At 40.5% G+C, this 18,275-nt stretch carries 16 protein-coding genes; 5 read left to right on the forward strand and 11 right to left on the reverse strand.

What is annotated here, in order from left to right; genetic code table 11:
- Window positions 1–34 precede the first annotated feature (34 nt).
- Window positions 35–793: a hypothetical protein gene (locus N7E81_RS00310; protein WP_263051284.1), complete on the forward strand. Its 759-nt coding sequence runs from the start codon at window positions 35–37 to the stop codon at window positions 791–793.
- On the opposite strand, the gene N7E81_RS00315 is transcribed toward N7E81_RS00310, so the two are convergent.
- On the reverse strand, window positions 757–1,554 hold the full coding sequence (locus tag N7E81_RS00315; RefSeq protein WP_263051285.1) for a glycosyltransferase family A protein: 798 nt from the start codon (window positions 1,552–1,554) through the stop codon (window positions 757–759). The genes N7E81_RS00310 and N7E81_RS00315 overlap by 37 nt on opposite strands.
- A gap of 227 nt (window positions 1,555–1,781) precedes the next feature.
- On the opposite strand from N7E81_RS00315, the gene N7E81_RS00320 reads away from it, so the two are divergent.
- Together N7E81_RS00320 and N7E81_RS00325 are read left to right on the forward strand one after the other, a co-directional pair.
- Window positions 1,782–2,279 (forward strand): hypothetical protein, encoded by a 498-nt coding sequence (locus N7E81_RS00320; protein WP_263051286.1) that lies wholly within the window; start codon window positions 1,782–1,784, stop codon window positions 2,277–2,279.
- Window positions 2,266–3,156, forward strand: coding sequence for a hypothetical protein (locus N7E81_RS00325; RefSeq protein WP_263051287.1), 891 nt, complete (start codon window positions 2,266–2,268; stop codon window positions 3,154–3,156). Before N7E81_RS00320 ends, N7E81_RS00325 begins: the two co-directional genes overlap by 14 nt.
- Here N7E81_RS00325 and N7E81_RS00330 read toward each other — a convergent pair whose 3' ends face one another.
- The 3 genes from N7E81_RS00330 to N7E81_RS00340 are packed head-to-tail and all read right to left on the reverse strand — an operon-like array spanning window position 3,157 to window position 6,644.
- Window positions 3,157–4,320, reverse strand: a complete 1,164-nt coding sequence (locus tag N7E81_RS00330) for a glycosyltransferase (RefSeq protein ID WP_263051288.1) — start codon at window positions 4,318–4,320, stop codon at window positions 3,157–3,159.
- On the reverse strand, window positions 4,304–5,938 hold the full coding sequence (locus N7E81_RS00335; RefSeq protein WP_263051289.1) for a cyclic peptide export ABC transporter: 1,635 nt from the start codon (window positions 5,936–5,938) through the stop codon (window positions 4,304–4,306). The genes N7E81_RS00330 and N7E81_RS00335 overlap by 17 nt, the downstream gene beginning before the upstream one ends.
- 1 nt (window position 5,939) lies before the next feature.
- On the reverse strand, window positions 5,940–6,644 hold the full coding sequence (locus tag N7E81_RS00340; RefSeq protein ID WP_263051290.1) for a glycosyltransferase family 2 protein: 705 nt from the start codon (window positions 6,642–6,644) through the stop codon (window positions 5,940–5,942).
- A gap of 196 nt (window positions 6,645–6,840) precedes the next feature.
- Between N7E81_RS00340 and N7E81_RS00345 the strand changes: the two genes are divergently transcribed.
- Both N7E81_RS00345 and N7E81_RS00350 read left to right on the forward strand, forming a co-directional pair.
- Window positions 6,841–7,818 (forward strand): glycosyltransferase family protein, encoded by a 978-nt coding sequence (locus N7E81_RS00345; protein ID WP_263051291.1) that lies wholly within the window; start codon window positions 6,841–6,843, stop codon window positions 7,816–7,818.
- 84 nt (window positions 7,819–7,902) lie between these two features.
- Window positions 7,903–9,114 (forward strand): glycosyltransferase family 4 protein, encoded by a 1,212-nt coding sequence (locus tag N7E81_RS00350; protein WP_263051292.1) that lies wholly within the window; start codon window positions 7,903–7,905, stop codon window positions 9,112–9,114.
- A gap of 70 nt (window positions 9,115–9,184) precedes the next feature.
- Here the strand turns inward: N7E81_RS00350 and tsf are convergent, their stop codons facing one another.
- The 7 genes from tsf to N7E81_RS00385 form a co-directional block, all read right to left on the reverse strand.
- The gene (gene tsf, locus N7E81_RS00355) at window positions 9,185–10,018 is read right to left on the reverse strand and encodes a translation elongation factor Ts (RefSeq protein WP_263053107.1); all 834 of its coding nucleotides are present in this window, start codon (window positions 10,016–10,018) and stop codon (window positions 9,185–9,187) included.
- 113 nt (window positions 10,019–10,131) lie between these two features.
- The gene (rpsB, locus tag N7E81_RS00360) at window positions 10,132–10,899 is read right to left on the reverse strand and encodes a 30S ribosomal protein S2 (RefSeq protein WP_263051293.1); all 768 of its coding nucleotides are present in this window, start codon (window positions 10,897–10,899) and stop codon (window positions 10,132–10,134) included.
- A 33-nt stretch (window positions 10,900–10,932) separates the two neighbouring features.
- Window positions 10,933–11,319, reverse strand: a complete 387-nt coding sequence (rpsI, locus tag N7E81_RS00365; protein ID WP_263051294.1) for a 30S ribosomal protein S9 — start codon at window positions 11,317–11,319, stop codon at window positions 10,933–10,935.
- Window positions 11,320–11,325: 6 nt separating this feature from the next.
- On the reverse strand, window positions 11,326–11,769 hold the full coding sequence (gene rplM / locus N7E81_RS00370) for a 50S ribosomal protein L13 (protein WP_263051295.1): 444 nt from the start codon (window positions 11,767–11,769) through the stop codon (window positions 11,326–11,328).
- 213 nt (window positions 11,770–11,982) lie between these two features.
- Window positions 11,983–13,359, reverse strand: coding sequence for a hypothetical protein (locus tag N7E81_RS00375; protein WP_263051296.1), 1,377 nt, complete (start codon window positions 13,357–13,359; stop codon window positions 11,983–11,985).
- Between the two features lie 36 nt (window positions 13,360–13,395).
- Window positions 13,396–14,832: a SusD/RagB family nutrient-binding outer membrane lipoprotein gene (locus N7E81_RS00380; RefSeq protein WP_263051297.1), complete on the reverse strand. Its 1,437-nt coding sequence runs from the start codon at window positions 14,830–14,832 to the stop codon at window positions 13,396–13,398.
- Window positions 14,833–14,844: 12 nt separating this feature from the next.
- Window positions 14,845–18,105, reverse strand: a complete 3,261-nt coding sequence (locus tag N7E81_RS00385) for a SusC/RagA family TonB-linked outer membrane protein (protein WP_263051298.1) — start codon at window positions 18,103–18,105, stop codon at window positions 14,845–14,847.
- Window positions 18,106–18,275: the final 170 nt, after the last annotated feature.

Below are 18,275 nucleotides of genomic sequence, written 5' to 3' on the forward strand. Positions count from 1 at the left end.
TAAATGATTTTGTTTTGAGGCATCAAACAAGTCCTTGAAATTCTTGAACAACAAATACAACAACAGGTGGGTGCCATACCTATGGCCATGGACTAAACCTACTGGTGGTCGATACCATTCACTCAGTCAATGGATAATAAGCAGAAAATTCAGCATCCTATATCTCTTGATCATCTGGTTCATACTAGCTACCCTTGGGTTTGCTCCCAGGCGAAATTGTAATGAGGGCACCTGGCAAATGATGCTTCAGTGTGAATGGATGATGTGGATGGGGCAATTCAAAACCGATTTCTGGCACTTTCTGGCAACGGGTCTTACCACCGCTTGGTTTCACAACGACTTCGTTCATATCCTCTTTGTGACGATCTTTGGTTTCCTATTTCCTGTTCAGTCATTCGAGGCGCAGCATGGCACAAAGGCTACAGTGTTTATCTATTTTTTTACCTACTTGCTAATCGGCCTGTTTTTTGGCTCACTATTTAATGTGTTAGATCTGTATTGGCCAGACACACATTTTGTTTCTTATGGATTTGCGCGGGCTTGGATGGGCGGCTCTGTAGGTATTTTTGCACTGATTGGGGGATTGTCTTATTTCAGTTCAAAGAAGTGGTTTCTCTTTTCCTTAGTTTTTGTATTCGAAGTATTCAATCACTTTGTGTTGGGCAACAATGTACACATTTCATTTATTCACGTAATGTCAACTGGATTCGGTTGGGCACAGTGTGCGATTTGGGAATACATAAAAAAAAGTGGGGTTCATGGTAGCAAGTTGTACCGGTCAAAAATTTCGTAAATCATACGATCGTTATTTTTTCTATTTCCTCCCGTCCTGAATAAGGTAGCATCTCTAGTTTCTTCTATTTCCGAAAAGTCTTGATGCCCTTCGATACACTTCACTTTAGTATCAGTAATCATGGTCATAGCTTTAAACCAAATGTCATCATTGGTAGGTGCCATATTCATATAAATAGACTTATTAAAAAGCTCTTCGTGCAGTCTTTGGCTCGGGTACAACACGCCGTCTTTGCCAGTAGGGAAGATCATGAGACTTGGCCCCAGCTCACGCATATCCTCTATTTCATGTGTTCTAGTCCATTTTGAGTAAGGTTTGAGTTTCCTTTTACCTATTATCTTATTAAGCAAACTCTCCTCGTGACTAATAATTCTCCCTCGATAACATATAACACAATCTTGATTTTTTTGATATTCACCTATCAAACCTTGCAGCCAATTACTTGGGTAGAGCACGTCATCATCAGCCGTCACAATTAAGCAATGGTCTCGATTCATGAGCTTAGCTGTTGGAATCAGCTTTCGGTAAGGCCCAGTGTTTTTGGTCCAGTGAATTTCCAACCCTCGGCGTTCAAGACTTTTCAAGCTCTCCGGTATTTCTCGCACACCTTCATCGAGCAAATGTGGTTCTTCAGACAACCACAATAATACACGATCAGCTTTTACATCTTGATTTAAAATAGACTCAATGGCCTTGCTCACGTAATTGAGACGAGATTGTATAGAAGTAAGGCTGACAACAATAGGTATCTGGGTATTCAATAGAAAAGACTTAAGTGCTAATAATTAATTATCGGTGATTCGTTTTTTCGAATTCAACCTAACGGCTAATCTAACCTTCTCGTATATTCTATTTTTTATGCTGTCATTACCTATATGTTATAATCCGCCTTGAAGATCAAATTTGTGTTAATTATAGCCTGTAGTTCTATTATAAACCACTATACCAGTCCGCTACTAAATATATTTGACGCTAGACTGTAGATCAGATGTATAGAAAACAAGCGGGCAAAACGCTTCTTATCCTCTTCCTTATCAATGCTCTATTGGTATCGACTCACTTGGGTGAATTCTGGCCTTTTAGCATTTATCCTATGTTTTCGAAAGCTGGAAAACCATGGACGCGCGCACTGATACGGGACGTCTCCGACGTACCTGATTCCTTGATTTGGCAAACGTATACATACCCCGACCTTCCAGGAATTCCGGCTACTACACTGGATCTAGAGATCGACAATATCGACTATTCCAATTTTGTCTGCAAGACCAAAAACTGGCAAATACAGCGGGTAAATGCCCTTCGCTATATGATAGGTGAGCCGCATCTCAAAGGTCGCAAACTACTGGCCGTAAAAGTGAGCGGCAGACTCATGAGCCATGCTGGCGTAGAAACCCTTGCTCTCCCATTCATCTTGTTTGATGAACATGGCTATTCGCTAAACCCTACCTTAGATTCTTCTCAATATTTCACACATGAGACTCCTTGACAAAGTAGTGGTCAATTTGTTTGGCACAGGAGCTAAACTCACCACAGGACAACAGTTGTACTTCAAGTTTTTCGAAGCTTATGTTTGTTTTCATACTATTGATCTGGCATGGTCATGGGCTTTTTACACATTAAAGATCAAAGACATCGTTTTACCTCTAGGTATTGCTACACATTTAGACATCAGTTTTATGCACGGCAATAATCTTCCTCTTTTCCTAGCAGCTTCCTTGTCCCTTCTCTGTGTATTGGCCTTTTTCAGAATAGGCCCACGATGGCTATACTTAGCTGGATTTGCCCTATTGCACCTGCTTTTCACTGCTCGGTTTTGTTTGGGAGAAATCCCTCACAGTGCCAATTTTATCGGATTGAGTTTGTGCGCTCTTGGGGTAAGTGTGTATTTGTACGATGAAAATCGCTACCGCGCAGGTCTTACCATGGGACTCGTCTATTTTTTCGTAGGGTTTGGCTACACCACGGCCTCTATATCCAAACTGATTGCCACTGGTTTTCACTGGGCAGATGGCAGGCACCTTTGGCTGTGGATGAGCGAAAAAAGTGTAGATCACTTATCTAAATATGGAATGGCTGATTATAATCTACTCCAAGAACTCGCCTTTATGAGCATTCCCGTCGCTACAGTCATTCTTATCATTGGGATGGTTACGGAATTTTGCGGCTTCCTACTATGGTTCAAACGTACCAGGCCCTACATCACACTAGCTATTATCGGAATGCATATTGGCATTTTCCTCACTATGAATATTTGGTTTGGCAAGTTTATGTCCGAATTGATTTTAATTGGTTTTCCTTGGGGGCTTTGGCTAAACCGACTCAACTTGAGTCGTATTTCCCATTGGCCACTGCTCAATAAGTAATCAAGACTGATACAGACGAAGCTGCGTATCAAAGCAATTGTCCCAACTCAACTGAGCGGCATATTGTCTAGCCTTAAGCTTCATTATGTCCTTATTTAGGTCTTTGGCAAACGTCACAATTTTATCACACAAGCCTTCTGGAGTCAGGTTTTCCAATATATATCCAGCCCCAGACTTTTCGATATGCTCTTTAGCCGCACCATCATTAGCCGCAATAAGCGGTAGTCCTGCGCTCAGTGCCTCCACCAGCGACAATCCAAAAGTTTCCCATGCGCTGAGTGCAAATCCCAAATCGGCACTGGCATAATAGGTAGCCATTTGCTCCACTCCATCCACAAAACCCAAGTAATGCACATGGGTATAGTCCTGAGTTGCCTGCTTTACACGCATCAAATCAGGCCCCATGCCAGCCAAAACGAGTGCAGGAGCATGTGCCAACTGCTGACAAATCATCGGGTAGGCTGCAAGCAGCAAACTCAATCCTTTTTCATGACAAAACCTGTGCGGAAAGAAAAGCACCAGTCGCTCTGATTCTCCAGCTTTCAAATCACTGACCAACTGAGGGTCTCTTCTCTCTGGATGAAAGTTTATTTGATCCACACCTAGCGGCACAAAATGTACTCGCTGCATTCCGTGACGCTGCATTCTACGAATGATCAATTGGCTCGAAGCCAGTACACCCGACATGGTGTTATAATGATTACGGGCATGTCTCCATGCGATGGACTCACCCTTACTGGCCAGTCCAAACGGCCAGCCTCCCAAAAACCGACGCACATAAGTCACCGGAAAGTCAGCATGCCAAAACCCAAATACTTTAGCTTTCAGTGTATATTTCTTCACTATGGCATTTACCACCTTAGGCATAAAATATGGTGATCCCACTTCGATCACATCAGGGTCAAGTTTGACCAGCAAAGGAGCTAAAACAGACGCTCTAATTAAATATCTGTATTCCCAGTTGCCCATTACTTTAGGTACTTTGAGGTGCTCTACAAAAGTATTTTCACCCACTTGCTCCGTATAGGTTCGCTCGTCATGCATCACAAAAACGTACCTTATTTCAGGACGTTGCTTGTAATATTTAAGTTTCTCTAAGTGATACCTACGCACACCGCCTCCACTGGGACTCCAAAAATTATTGCAATCAACTAGACAAAACATCCTGCTTTGAATTGATGACGGCAAGTTCTCCCTCTACCATTTTGAGTACTCGATCTGCGTATGGAAAATACTTTTCGTCGTGAGAAATAGCTACAATCGTTTTACCCTTTTGCTGTAGCTCTGGCAATAGTTTGGTGTAAAATATTTCTTTAAAATAAGGATCTTGATTCGCAGCCCATTCATCAAAAATGTAGATCTCCTTGTCCTCCATAACGGACACCAGCATGGCTAATCGCTTGCGCTGGCCGTATGACAATCGGGTAGTGGAAATTTTCTTATCGACAATGCTCACCTTATGAGCAATTTCCAACTGCTCCAACAAGCCCTGCGCTTGCTCTTCCAATATTTGTTCATCTATATGATGTAAGTCGTCGAACAAATAATAATCTGTAAACACCCCTGCAAAATGTTTGCGATAGTGATCTAATTGATGAGAATGTATTTCTTGATTTTTCAATGTCAGCACACCAGTGGTGGCTTTATACAAGCCTGTCAGCAACTTAATAAAAGTGGTTTTACCGCTTCCATTGCCTCCTACGACATAGATAATTTCGCCCTGCATCACAGCCAGATCTAATGGCCCGATTGCAAAATGCTCTTCGTTGCCATAGCTAAAGCGAACCCCTGAAAGAGAGAATATAGGATCAGTAGCAGCATTCCAATCTGTAGTTGTGAGCAACACCTGATCGTTCGGTTCGTCTTCAAGCGATATGCCTATTTGCTCTATTTTATTCAATGAAACCTGCGTACGTTTGATGTGTTTGAGAAAACCACTCACAGTGGCTAAAGGTGCTACTGTAAAAAGTAAGACAAGCAAGTAATCTCCAAAAGACTCTTTGGTGATCCAATCCAAACCATCTATAACATAGATAAAACACCCAATCCCTAAAAAAAGTATAACCTCCACGATACGTGAAGACACGGCATAGAGCGTCTCCTCTCTGACCCTATACTTTTGTTCGTTTACACAATTGGGTTCTATGCTCGAATGAATATAATTTTCTCGATGCTCTTTATTGAGTTTGAGCTCCTTCATCCCCAGTACGATCCCTTCAAAATTCTTATGGATTTTATCCCATTCGTTTCTTGCCTGCTCACTGTATTTTTTCAAGAAAGGCAAAGCCAAATAATTGATCAAAAAACCAACAGTAAAAATTCCCAAACAACCAAGGGTGAGTACCCAAGACAAGTAAAAAAGATACACTAAACAACCCAGTGCCGTAGCTAACCCAGTGACTACAGGCGGCAATCTATTCATACTGGCTGATACAAAGTTGATATCTGCAGTCAATACTGGCAAGACCTGATCAAGTTTGCGCTCTGTTTTCTGAAAAGAAGCATTCAGTATTTTTTTTGACAACTCGATTCTCAAGTTGAAAACCATAGATTGCGTAAGCACGGATATAAAATAAGAGGAAAGCACCCCAAACACTCCGAAGCAAATGACCGCCACGAAAAATTGCAGGAAGAAAATTTGGACATCCACCAATCCCGAATCGATATACTGGTGTATGAGTCGAATCACAAAAGTGGAGCACACTCCCGACAGCACGCTTACTAAAAGTGCCCATACAAACACTCGAGGTGATGCTTTTTTTAATAAAATCAAAAACTTCATATCAATCGATTGCCCCCTCGTATCGTTCTAATTGTCCACCTGGAGATAGCTTATATACTTCCTCCAAACCATACAGCCCAGCGTTAGCCATCAAATGACCTAGCCTTATGTTCTTTTTGGATGCAGCCTTATTGGTCATTTTCATTTTTTTATACGACATCGTCGCTGGTGTATATTTTTCATTAGGAATGGCTCTGTTGTAATCGGAGTCTCTCCGGTGTACGAGCAAGGCACCTCTGGCCTTGGCACGTTCCATCAGGTCATTATCCTGATATCCCATCGGCAAAAAGGCTTCGTTGTACCCTCCAAGTAGCTTGAATAAATCTCGGGTAATAGCTATTCGCCCAAACGACCCATCTTCTTTTATTTTAGAAAACTGCCACAACACTATATTTTGTTCGGCTTCTCTAAATTGATCCAGTACAAAAGCCCCCCCTCTTAGCCCTGTGTAATTGTCGCAATCCAAATTGACCAACACGGCACCTGCCGCTACTTTATGACTGGTATTTTTGGCCACAGAAGCATTCCATTCGCTCAGCTGGGGGCAATGGAAGTATTTGAGATAGCCATCACTCAAAAATTCACCAAACTCTTTTAGCACCCATTGCTTCACTTGGTCACCTTCATCAAAATCCATCAAAACAAACTCAATAGAGTTGCGGTCTATTAAGTTATCGTTAAGGTTTTGAAGAAGCGTCATTTTCAAGGATTCCCACCTATTTTTATGGGTCAAACAAAACGACAACTTGCAGGTTAGCGAAGGGTCATAAATCAAAGGTGATTTGGGCAATAAACTTCTAGTACTGAATGAGAACACGCTTTTTGAAAATGAATTTTAAGTTTAGTCCGATGATCAAATGGTACCTGAGCACCACTCATCTTATCGAAAATAGGAGATACATATGATAATAGCATATTTCGTCCATGGTCGAGGAAGAGGCCACTCCTCTCGAGCGCTTTCTGTTATCAAAAAGCTAATATTAAGGAAATATACACTTAAGATATTCGCGGGGCGAGACGCCTATCCTGTCCTCAAAAATGAGGGGAATGTAAGCCTGATTCAGTCCATTTTCCCAGAGACCTCTCCCTTCGGTTTTATCAAAAGATTAATCCACGACTATCGGCTGCTACGGCAAATCAATCCTTCTGTAGTAATCTCCGATGGCGATGCCCCCTGTACCTGGGCGGCTAAATTTTTAGGTATTCCCGTACTCTCTATTGGTCATGCCTTGGTTTTTCCCTATTGCAATCACGCCATTCCTTTACCTCAGTGGGGATTACTAAAAGAAAGCCTCAAAGTGCGTATGACTTCCCAATGGGCAGATTTCAAATTCATCCTACACTTTTGTCCGCTTCCACTAAAAGATAAACAGTCTGTATTGGTCAGACCAGATCTTGATCATGACACCCAAGATGGGGCTACTTTGCCTTTTTTAGTTTCATATTTCAGAGACGGAAACGGTGAAAAAGTCTTGCGCATGTTGACAGCCGCTGGTTGCAGCATCAAAAATTTCGGGCATCCAGTTAACATTAACGGAGTACAAAACTTCAAAACAGATCAAAAGCATTTTAAGAAAATGTTACGTCAAGCGCAAGGTATAGTAAGCTCAGCAGGATCCAACACCATCTTCGAAGCCATGGCACTTAAGAAGCCTATGTTGCTTACTTATCTCGCCAATGAGTTTGAACAAAGTGCCAATGCGCAATATATAACCCATTTAGGGCTTGGTCAAGGAGCTTCGTTTGATACAATCAACAGCACGCACATTCAACAATTTGTTCACAATTTGGACAAAACAAAGGCGACTACATACCCAACCCACATTATGCCTTCATTGTCCAATGAAGTATTAAAGTACCTACAGGTAAATTTCAAGTAAAAAAAACATGCTTTTTTGATAATCTGATTTAGCCCTTGTTGCATTTTAAAAGATCGACTTTTACGATTCAGTACGAACTATGCAATGAGAAAAATAGCCATTTTTGCCGATGTCTTGGAGGAAAATTTTGACGGCGTCAGTATAACACTGCACAAGATACTCGCAGCTATTCCTTCAGATCAATTCAAAATACTAGTCATTACTGCTCATCCTCCAAAAGACCTCAGCCAATTTCCTCATCAAATACACCTATGTCCATACCTTAGTCTCCCTTTCCAAAAAGGCTATCGATTAGGACTACCCGACAGAAAAAAACTCAACATAGTATTAGCAGATTTTAAACCAGACTTGATACACTTCACTTCTCCTTCTTTGTTCGGGAGGTTTGCTATTCGCTATGCAAAAAAGCATAACCTGCCTGTGATGAACATTTACCACACACATTTTCCCGTGTATTTACAGTATTACATTGGAAAATTAGGCGATCTGCTTTTTGGCGGAATTATCAAACATGCCTTGATGTGGTTTTACCGCAATTCTGATCTCACACTGGCGCCCACTCGTACAATTAAGAAAGACCTTATCAAGCTTGGCATCTCCCATGAAGGGATAAAAGTATGGGGGAGATCGCTACAAGTGGGGGATTTCAGTCCAGACTTCAAAGATCCTGCGTTATTTGATGTCGTCATACCAAGAGGACACAAAAAAGTGTTATTTGTCAGCCGCCTAATCAAAGAGAAAGAAATGGCCATGCTCTACAAGGTCTATCGAAAATTGCGCAAGGCTGACAAGAATATAACCATGATCATCACCGGAGAAGGGCCAAAAAGAGAATGGCTAGAAAACAAAATGCCTAAGGCTGTTTTTACAGGCAAGAAAGTAGGTCTTGAACTCTCGAAAATATACGCTTCGTGTGATCTCTTCTTTTTCCCATCGGTATCCGAAACCTTCGGCAATGTAGTAATAGAAGCCATGGCTTCAGGCCTGCCTGTAGTAGCCGCTGATGCTGGAGGGCCATCAGAGCTGGTACGACACAAAAAAACAGGCTACTTAGTGAAGCCTGGCAAACCAAAGAAGTTTAGCAATAGAATAATAGAGATATTAGCTAACGAGACCATGCAACAAGAGATGGGACAAGAAGCCCAGACATATATTCAATCTCGAAGCATTGAAAGCCTTCACCATCAACTTTGGGCGATCTATCATGAAAGTATCCGCAAATATCAAGACGAAAAGGAAAAAGCAACAAGTCCTGAAGTGACCCTAGATCAATCTGCTATCGCCCTGACTAAATAAAATAATCAAGGCATAAAAAAAACCCATCCCAACAAGTGTTGAAATGGGTTTTTATTTGAATCGGAGTCAATTATCCGATGGTAATTCTTTTAAATTCAGCAACAGTCATGCCTTTGCTTACACTATCAAGGTACTGTGAAATATTCACTCCATTGTCTTTTACAAATGCTTGGCTCAACAAAGTGTTTTCTTTATAGAATTTATTCAATTTACCAAGAGCAATTTTTTCAAGCATTGCTTCTGGCTTGCCTTCTTGTCTGGCTTGATCTTTTCCAATTTCGATTTCTTTCTCCACTACCGTAGCATCTACACCGTCTTTATCTACAGCCACTGGGTTCATAGCTGCAATCTGCATACCTACGTCTTTACCAGCTTCTAAGACATCCGCACCATTGGTGTTTTTCAAAGAAACCAAAACGCCCAATTTGCTACCTGCATGGATATAAGGAACAACCGCTTCGCCTTCCATTACTTCGTAAGCTACAATGTCTAATTTCTCACCAATTTTACCTATTAACTCAGTGATTTTATCATCAAATGTCAAGTCACCGTCTGCTTTCAATGCTTTCAATGCAGCAGCATCAGCAGGCTTTTGAGTGAATGCAGCAGTTGCCAATTCTTCACCAAGTGAAACGAATGCATCGTTTTTAGCCACAAAGTCAGTTTCACAAGAGAATGCCACTAATACACCAACCGTATGGTCTTCGTTAGTTTTTACAATTACAATACCCTCGTTAGTTTCTCTATCAGCTCTAGATGCAGAAACTTTCTGACCTTTTTTTCTCAGAATTTCGATGGCTTTATCGAAATCACCTTCAGCCTCAACCAAGGCCTTTTTACAATCCATCATACCAGCTCCAGTCATCTGACGCAGCTTGTTTACATCTTGTGCAGTAATTGCCATTATTAATGTATTTATGTCTTTTAAAATCGATTTAAACAAAAATTGAACACCGTCCCGATATGCTTCGGGACAATGTTCAAATATATTATTTCAAGCCTTATAATTTAAGTGAATTATTCAGCTGCTTCTGCTTTTTCATCCACAGCTGCTTTTGCTGCTGCTTCTTCCTGATCTTTCTTCTCGTCTCTATCTTTCTTTCTCTCAGCAAGTGCTTCTTCCATTTCTTTACCGATATGACCGATGATCAATTGAATTGATTTGAATGCATCATCATTCGCAGGAATTGGGAAATCTACTTGGTTTGGATCAGAGTTAGTATCAACCATAGCGAATACAGGAATGTTCAATTTCTGTGCTTCTTTGATGGCGATGTGCTCTCTTTTGATATCTACTACGAAAAGTGCTGCAGGCAATCTTGTCAAATCAGCGATTCCTCCTAGGACTCTTTCTAATTTCACTTTTTCTCTGCTAATCATCAACTTTTCTCTTTTTGCAAGATTTTTGAAAGCGTCATCTTTCAACATCTTGTCCATAGAAGACATCTTCTTAAGAGATTTTCTAATTGTTGCAAAGTTGGTAAGCATACCACCCAACCATCTATCGGTTACGTAAGGCATTCTTAATCTCTTTGCTTCTTCAGTTACGATTTCACGTGCTTGCTTTTTTGTAGCAACGAACATTACTTTTCGTCCTGATTTCACTATCTGCTTGAGTGCATTTGATGCTTCTTCGAGGCATTCAAGCGATTTATGTAGATCGATAATATGGATACCGTTCTTCTCCATGAAGATAAACGGAGCCATACGTGGATCCCACTTTCTCGTCAAGTGTCCGAAATGAACACCAGCATCAAGTAAGTCTTTATGCTCTAATTTGGCCATTAAGTTTACTTATATATAAAAATAAAATATTGATTAACGCTTGCTGAACTGGAACGCTCTTCTTGCCTTTCTTCTACCTGGCTTCTTACGTTCTACCATTCTAGGGTCTCTAGTCATGAAACCTTCTTTCTTCAATGCTGGTCTGTGCTCAGGATTAATCTCTACCAATGCTCTTGAGATTGCTAGTCTGATTGCTTCTGCCTGACCTTTGTAGCCACCGCCACCAACATTCACTTTAAAATCAAAGTTACCATCTTCTTCCACGAGCACTAATGGCTGCTTCACGATAGTTTGATAGATTTCAAATGGGAAATATTCTTTCAACTCCCTGTTGTTGATTTTAATTTCACCTTTCCCAGGTGCCATAAACAATCTGGCTACAGATGTTTTTCTTCTTCCAATGGTGTTAGTTACTTCCATTCTAGATTATAATTTTATCTCTTTAGGGGTCTGAGCCTCATGCTTGTGCTCTGATCCTTCATATACGTACAAGTTGCCAAACAAAGCTCTCCCGAGTCTATTTTTAGGCAACATACCTCTTACGGCTCTTTCAACAAGAATAGTGGATGACTTAGCCAACACTTCATTCGGTGTCTGTGTTCTTTGGCCGCCTGGATATCCAGTATGCGAAATGTACTGCTTGTCAGTCCATTTTTTACCCGTCATCTTCACCTTATCGGAATTGATAACGATCACGTTATCTCCACAGTCGGTATTAGGTGTGTAGCCCGGCTTGTGCTTTCCTCTTATCATTTTGGCTACTTCACTAGCCAATCTTCCCAATACTTTTCCTTCAGCATCTACAACTACCCAGTTTTTACTGGCTGTTGCCTTGTTGGTCATCGCTGTTTTATAACTTATTGAATCCACTGTTTTTATCGATTTTTTCTAGTCAAAATCCTATGCCCCTCAAAAAGGGACACAAAAATAGAAGTTTATATTCTGAAAAGCAAAGGCTTATCTAGAAAAAGACTGAAATACAGCCTCATAAAGATCTAAATAGGTAAAATAAAAAAACCGAAAGAGATTACTCTTTCGGTTTTCCATATTATCGGTAGAGTACTAGACTCTATTTACTCTCAATTAATAGCCTGTAAACACGCCACTTGCGTCGTATGAGAAGCTACCAGTCGAGATGTCACTCGCATAGCCATACTTATCTACGGCTATCCAGTAAACATCGTACGTTGCTTCAGTAGTACTCATAAGTACTTTTACATTGTCTCCAGCCTTGACCAATTCTCCAGTAAAGTCATCGATCGATTCTGGTGCATCTTCGTCTTCGTCTAACAACTCATAGTAGTAACCTGCAACCCCTATTCCTACATCAGCAGAATTATCAGGTGTCAAAACAACCCATCGGTCTGAATCAACAGGCGTAGCCGAAAGTTCTGCTGCTGCTGAAGTTGGCACTGAAGGGCCTACTGCATCCACTGTCAGATTAGGAGGATTCCCAAGTGGTCCATTAATGTATGCATTACCCGCTAAATCTACCCAATCACCTTCAATAGAGACGAGTATAGTAGCAGCATCTGCAATACTATCGGATACAGTATAACTAGCAGACCAAGCCATCATATCTTCAGAAGTAAATTCAACAGAATCTTCAACTACTTTGTCTACACCATTTACTTTTCTTGTGTATTCAAAGTATATAAATATAGCTGTATCCGCTTCTGTTGCCATAGTAGGTCTCATTGCCTCATTGAACGACACAGAATAAGTGATATCCAAACCAGATGCAACAACATCTGCAACAGCATCACCTGGTGTTGCGATTGGCACTGTGTTATCCACCATTTGAAGTTTCACAAATACACTATCAGCTTCTTCGCCACTATAGTCATCATTCACTACTACTCCGTCGATTCTACCCTCAGGCTGACCGTCTCCAGCACCCCCTGTATATAATGCATAGTACTTCGTAGTAGAAGCTTTGTAAGCAGCAAGATCAGTCAAATCATCACCTGTAGATATAAAAGGAGCTTTCCCCTTATAAAATCCAGAAGTATCAGATGCGACAGCTCCATTGATCACAATATCTGGTGTAGCCGTCAAAGGCGCATCGAAAGTAAAAAACACGGTATCAACTCCTCCATTATTTACTGATCCAGATCCAAAATAAGAGGTAGTTACACCTACGCCTATTTTGGCAACTGAGATATCCACCCATCCATCATAGCTACCATTGCTAGCTGAAAGTTTTACATCTCCGAAAGAAGTAAAAGTCAATTTCACTGAATTTCCAGTAGAAGAAGCCATTGTTGCTGGGCCTTCTACTGTCCATTCTATGGTGTTGTTGGTATCTCCTACCGTGTAAGTCGCTGTATCCTCAGGGCTTACGCTCTGAGCTCCTACGATAAATAATCTCTTAAAATCACTAGACTCAAGAGATTCCTCACATGCTGATATTAAGCCTAAAGCCAACAGCATTAAGGATATATTAAGTATATTCTTCATATTAATTGCGATTATTTAGTTAATCAATAGGTTAAATTAGTTTAAATCCCAAAAGATTCGAGAATCACCATTATCTCCACCTAGCGCACTACTAGCCGCTGTATAATTAGTGGTGTTAATTAATGGTTCAGCAGTAGGGTAAACTAGTCTATGAGGATTTGGTGTCCCATCAGAAGCTGCTGGCAAAAGCTCAGGAAAGTTTAATCTTCTCGCTTCAGTCCATGCCTCGTGCCCTTGATTAAAAGCCGCAATATACTTCTGTCTTCCTATTTTCTCTTTATAAGTACCACTAGCAGAAGCATATGCCACACCTGAGCTAGCCAAATAGGCTGCTGCATCAGCAGCAGTAAATCCCCAAGATTCGAAAGACGCTTTCACCCCGTTATCATAATGAGTAGCTGCAGTACCTGAAATAAAACCTCTCTCCACAGCCTCCGCTAGCATAAATGATACCGCCGCATAATCCATGATCATACCTGGATAATCTGCTTCAACCAATGCTGGGTCAATATGAGTCAATAACGCATAAGCGTTTCCTTCGGCTCCATAAATACCACCCGTATAACCTGCAGCAATATTGTCGTCTAGATACGCGTCGATTCTAGGATCTGACAAACCTTCCAGCATGTCTATGAAGAATTTAGTAACTACAAAGTCAGAAGCTCTACTATCCACTACAAAGTAATCATAGATTGGGTTAGTATATGGCTGACCTGTGCTAAATGCATAAGATGCATTATCAGCATTAGATTCAAACACACCTCCTGCTACTGCTTCAGATACGATCGTCCCAGGGTTCATTGAAGCTACGTCTGCTACTCTCATTCCGATTTTCAATTTCAAAGAGTTACCAAACTTTTTCCAAAGCTCCATATCGCCACCATAAAGAATATCACCACTTGTGCTGAAACCAGCAGCAGTAACATCAATGTCTGCGATTGCAGCATTCAAACTATCCAAAATAGCACCATAGATATAGTCACCTGTATCATAGGTAGGTACTACATTATTTACATCTAATGCATCTGTATATGGTACACTTCCAAAATTGTCCACTAAGTACTGATAAGCGAATACTTCCATAATTCTGATTTGTGCCAATTTGTTTTTCTTTTCAGGCAACAAAGCATCTGAAACTTCTTCACTTGCTACTACTTCTTTAGCATCATTCAATTCATACAAACTTTCAGTATAAATATTATCCCAGTGACTACCTCCAATATCTCTATTGGTTGAGTTATAACTGGCCTCCTGAATATATGTAGTTTGAGTCAAGAAATTAGACCACATTCTATCCACATTGTGGTTGTAATCTATATTGACGAATTGCTTTACCAAATTATACTGACCATACGTAAAAAGAACTTCTGCTCCAACCTCTGAAGGGTTCTTAGGGTCAACATTCAATTCTGAGATGTCATCACATGAAAACATCCCGATTGCTATTCCTAATATTAATAATGTCTTTTTCATTTCTATCTAATTTTAGAATTGGAAGTTTACATTGAAACCGAATTCTCTTGTACTAGGCAATGCACCATTTTGGATGCCTTGTCTGTTACCAGAACTTGTATTGTACTCAGGATCTGAGTGAGGCAAGTTCTTGTGGATAATCCAAAGATTTCTACCGAATACACCTACAGATACTTTGCTGATAAATAAGTTATCTAGCATAGATGAAGGTAGGTTATAAGTAAGAGACATCTCTCTCAACTTCACATAAGACGCATCATACAATAAACCAGCATCTGCTAAAGAACCTCCTGTATCTCTAGATCCTCCATAAAATCCTTGAGGGTTAGTGTAAGTACCTGCAGCGGCTCTTACATCATTCGGAGAACCGTCTGCTTTCACTCCAGACAGAAGCATTCCTCCAGATGTATCATCTCCTGTCACAGGATCTCTGAGTGGGTTACCCAAGTCATTTAGACCTGCAGTTTCAGCATACAATCCAGTAGCCAAACCAAAGCCCATATCATAACTGATAATGTCTCCACCTTTTTGCATGTCAATCAAGAATCCAAAGCTCAACCCTTTGTAGCTGAAAGTGTTATTGATACCACCAGTCCAATCTGGTTGAATGTTACCAAGTATTTCATTGGTAGATTCAGTCATTAGGTATTTGCCATCTGATCCTACTACTCTTTGGCCATCTTGGTAAACGAAATCAGTACCAGTGATAGAACCATAGGCTTCTCCTTTTCTAGCATTGATCGCTGTAGACCAAGCAGAGAAGATCAATAAGTTTTCACCATCTTCATACAATGAAACAACTTTATTTCTGTTAGTTGCCCAGTTTGCATTGATTCTCCAAGAGAAATCACCTGTTCTAACAGGCTCAGCAAAAATGCTCAACTCAATCCCTTTATTTTCCATCTCACCAGCATTCACGTACTTATAGTTAAATCCAGAAGCTGAAGAAATTTGTACTGGTAGAATTTGATCAACAGTGTTTTTCTTATAAAGCGAAATGTCTGCGCCTACTCTATTGTCTAAGAACTTAAGTTCCAATCCTAATTCTAATTCGTCTGTTTTTTCTGGTTTCAAATCTGGATTGTTTGACGTATCAGCAATCAAATCATTTCCACCAACATAAAACATGGGTACACCATCCAATGGAGTTGCTGCCTGATATGTGTTAGCTACACTATAAGAAGGAGCATCACCACGTACACTTGCAAATCCTAATCTTACTTTACCAAAGCTCAAAGCAGGCACATCTACTAACTCACTGAATACGAAGCTACCTGACACAGATGGGTACAAGTATGTGTTATGATCAGACGGCAACGTAGAAGACTGATCTACACGAGCGGTTGCATCTAAGTACAGCATACCTTGGTAACCCAAAGATAACTGACCATAGTAACCATATTTCTTCACATGAATGTCTTGCTCAACAGGTGGCTCTAACGCACTTGCAGAGTTACTCAACGAATAAACACCTGGAATTACCAATCCACCATTTGTTTCGGCTCTAGAAGAAATAATTTTTCTATCCTTGATACTAAAACCAACAAGACCTCTTACAGAAAGCTTGTCAAAAGTTTTGTCGAATGACAACATAAAATCATTGTTGTATTCTTCGAAAGTACGTTGATATTTTTCATACTCCGCTTGATCCAAGCTACCAACAGCCATTCTCTCTTCTTGAAGATCTGAATAAGAGTCTACTCCGAATCTAGCCATTGCTTTCAACCAATCAGTGATCTGATAGTTTGCTTGGAATTTACCAAAGAACCTATTTCTCTTATCTGTCTCATAGTTTTCATTGAAAACAAAGAAAGGATTGTCAAAATAGTGAGGTCTTGTATCTCCAGTCCCATTAGGGTTCCATGTGATGTTTTTACCAGTAGACTCATATGCCTGCTCTTGCTGACGCATGTCTACGTTAGTACCAAACCATTGTCTCACACCCTGTACTACGTTTTTACCATCGTATCCAGTACCGTATCTACCTCTACCTTCTATCCTAGAATAAGTCGCCTTACCGTCGATAGATAGTTTGTCAGACAAATTCATTGTCGCGTTAAAATCAATGATGTTTTTTGTGATTTGGCTATTTGGTAAAATACCTGTACGATCATCATGAGTATACCCCAAACGTACTGTTCCTAATTCACTACCCCCTTGTAGGTTTACACTTGTGATATTAGCTACACCAGTCTGAAAAATATAATCAGCTCCATCTTTTGGGGCAACCCAAGGACTTGGCTGCTGATAAGTATCCAATTCTGGATAGAACGAATCCCATTGGTACACCATCAAATTAGGATCGTAAGCCGCTCCAAAAGAAGCATCTTCTCCTGCTGGCACAACTAATTCGTCTTTAACACCATCTCCATCTATATCTTCATCATAAAATCCACCAGTGGATCCGTAGTATGGACCATATCCTTGTCCGTACTCTGTTTGATATTTAGGAAATGTACTTCTGTCGATAGTAGAAAAAGTAGTAGAGTGGTTTACATTGACCCCTATACCGTTTTGCTTTCTCGAACCTTTTTTGGTTGTAATCATGATTACACCATTAGCTGCATCAGAACCATATAGTGCTGCTGCAGTAGCTCCTTTCAATACAGAAATAGACTCAATTGTCTCTGGATCGATGTCTGATGCTGCATTACCATAATCATAGCCTCCACCTCCTCTAGTTTGAGTAGATGTATTAAGATTAGAGTTACTGATAGGAATACCATCTACTACAAATAGTGCTTGGTTGTTTCCTGTGAAAGAGTTTGATCCTCTAATCACGGCATTTACAGAGCCTCCAATCGAGTTCGATTTTTTAATTTGAAGACCAGATACTCTACCTGACAATGAGCTAATGAAACTACCTTCTTTGGCAGTACTCACGTCAGATCCATCCACTTCCTGAACAGAGTATCCCAAAGAAGCTTTTTCTCTAGAAATACCCAAGGCAGTTACAACTACCTCATTCAATTGCTCTGCGTCTGGCTGCATGACTAGGTCAATTACGCTTCTGGCGCCAATCTCAACCTCTTGCGTAGCAAGCCCCACAAAAGAATAAACTAGAATTCCACCTTCTGAAGGAACTGATAACTTATAGTTACCATCCAAATCGGTAGTGGTACCGGTCGTTGTACCCTTAAGTACAACTGTCACGCCTGGCAGTGTGGAATCGTCTTCCGAAGACGACACTTTACCAGAAACCGTCCTGTCCTGAGCAGAGGCCTGTGCTACCAGCCCTGACACGAACAAGAAAATCAGTAATAGTTTTCTCATAATAAAATATGGTTTAGTTAAAAAATTAAAATAAAAAATCCTCTCACATAACTATGCTCGAAGTTGGTTTAATTCTTTATTTCAAAAAAAATGAATTGCCTGCATCGAAATTGCTAAAGTCTCAATACTGACAACTATAGTAAAGGCAATATTACTATTTTGATAACATT

The sequence above is a fragment of the Reichenbachiella carrageenanivorans genome (assembly GCF_025639805.1).
GTDB lineage: Bacteria > Bacteroidota > Bacteroidia > Cytophagales > Cyclobacteriaceae > Reichenbachiella > Reichenbachiella carrageenanivorans.

Bases quoted from the DNA above. Each gene is read 5' to 3' on its own strand.
- N7E81_RS00320 (WP_263051286.1), top strand. From the start codon at position 1,782: ATGTATAGAAAACAAGCGGGCAAAACGCTTCTTATCCTCTTCCTTATC.
- N7E81_RS00325 (WP_263051287.1), top strand. From the start codon at position 2,266: ATGAGACTCCTTGACAAAGTAGTGGTCAATTTGTTTGGCACAGGAGCT.
- N7E81_RS00330 (WP_263051288.1), bottom strand. From the start codon at position 4,320: ATGTTTTGTCTAGTTGATTGCAATAATTTTTGGAGTCCCAGTGGAGGC.
- N7E81_RS00335 (WP_263051289.1), bottom strand. From the start codon at position 5,938: ATGAAGTTTTTGATTTTATTAAAAAAAGCATCACCTCGAGTGTTTGTA.
- N7E81_RS00345 (WP_263051291.1), top strand. From the start codon at position 6,841: ATGATAATAGCATATTTCGTCCATGGTCGAGGAAGAGGCCACTCCTCT.
- N7E81_RS00350 (WP_263051292.1), top strand. From the start codon at position 7,903: ATGAGAAAAATAGCCATTTTTGCCGATGTCTTGGAGGAAAATTTTGAC.
- tsf (WP_263053107.1), bottom strand. From the start codon at position 10,018: ATGGCAATTACTGCACAAGATGTAAACAAGCTGCGTCAGATGACTGGA.
- rpsB (WP_263051293.1), bottom strand. From the start codon at position 10,899: ATGGCCAAATTAGAGCATAAAGACTTACTTGATGCTGGTGTTCATTTC.
- rpsI (WP_263051294.1), bottom strand. From the start codon at position 11,319: ATGGAAGTAACTAACACCATTGGAAGAAGAAAAACATCTGTAGCCAGA.
- N7E81_RS00375 (WP_263051296.1), bottom strand. From the start codon at position 13,359: ATGAAGAATATACTTAATATATCCTTAATGCTGTTGGCTTTAGGCTTA.
- N7E81_RS00380 (WP_263051297.1), bottom strand. From the start codon at position 14,832: ATGAAAAAGACATTATTAATATTAGGAATAGCAATCGGGATGTTTTCA.
- N7E81_RS00385 (WP_263051298.1), bottom strand. From the start codon at position 18,105: ATGAGAAAACTATTACTGATTTTCTTGTTCGTGTCAGGGCTGGTAGCA.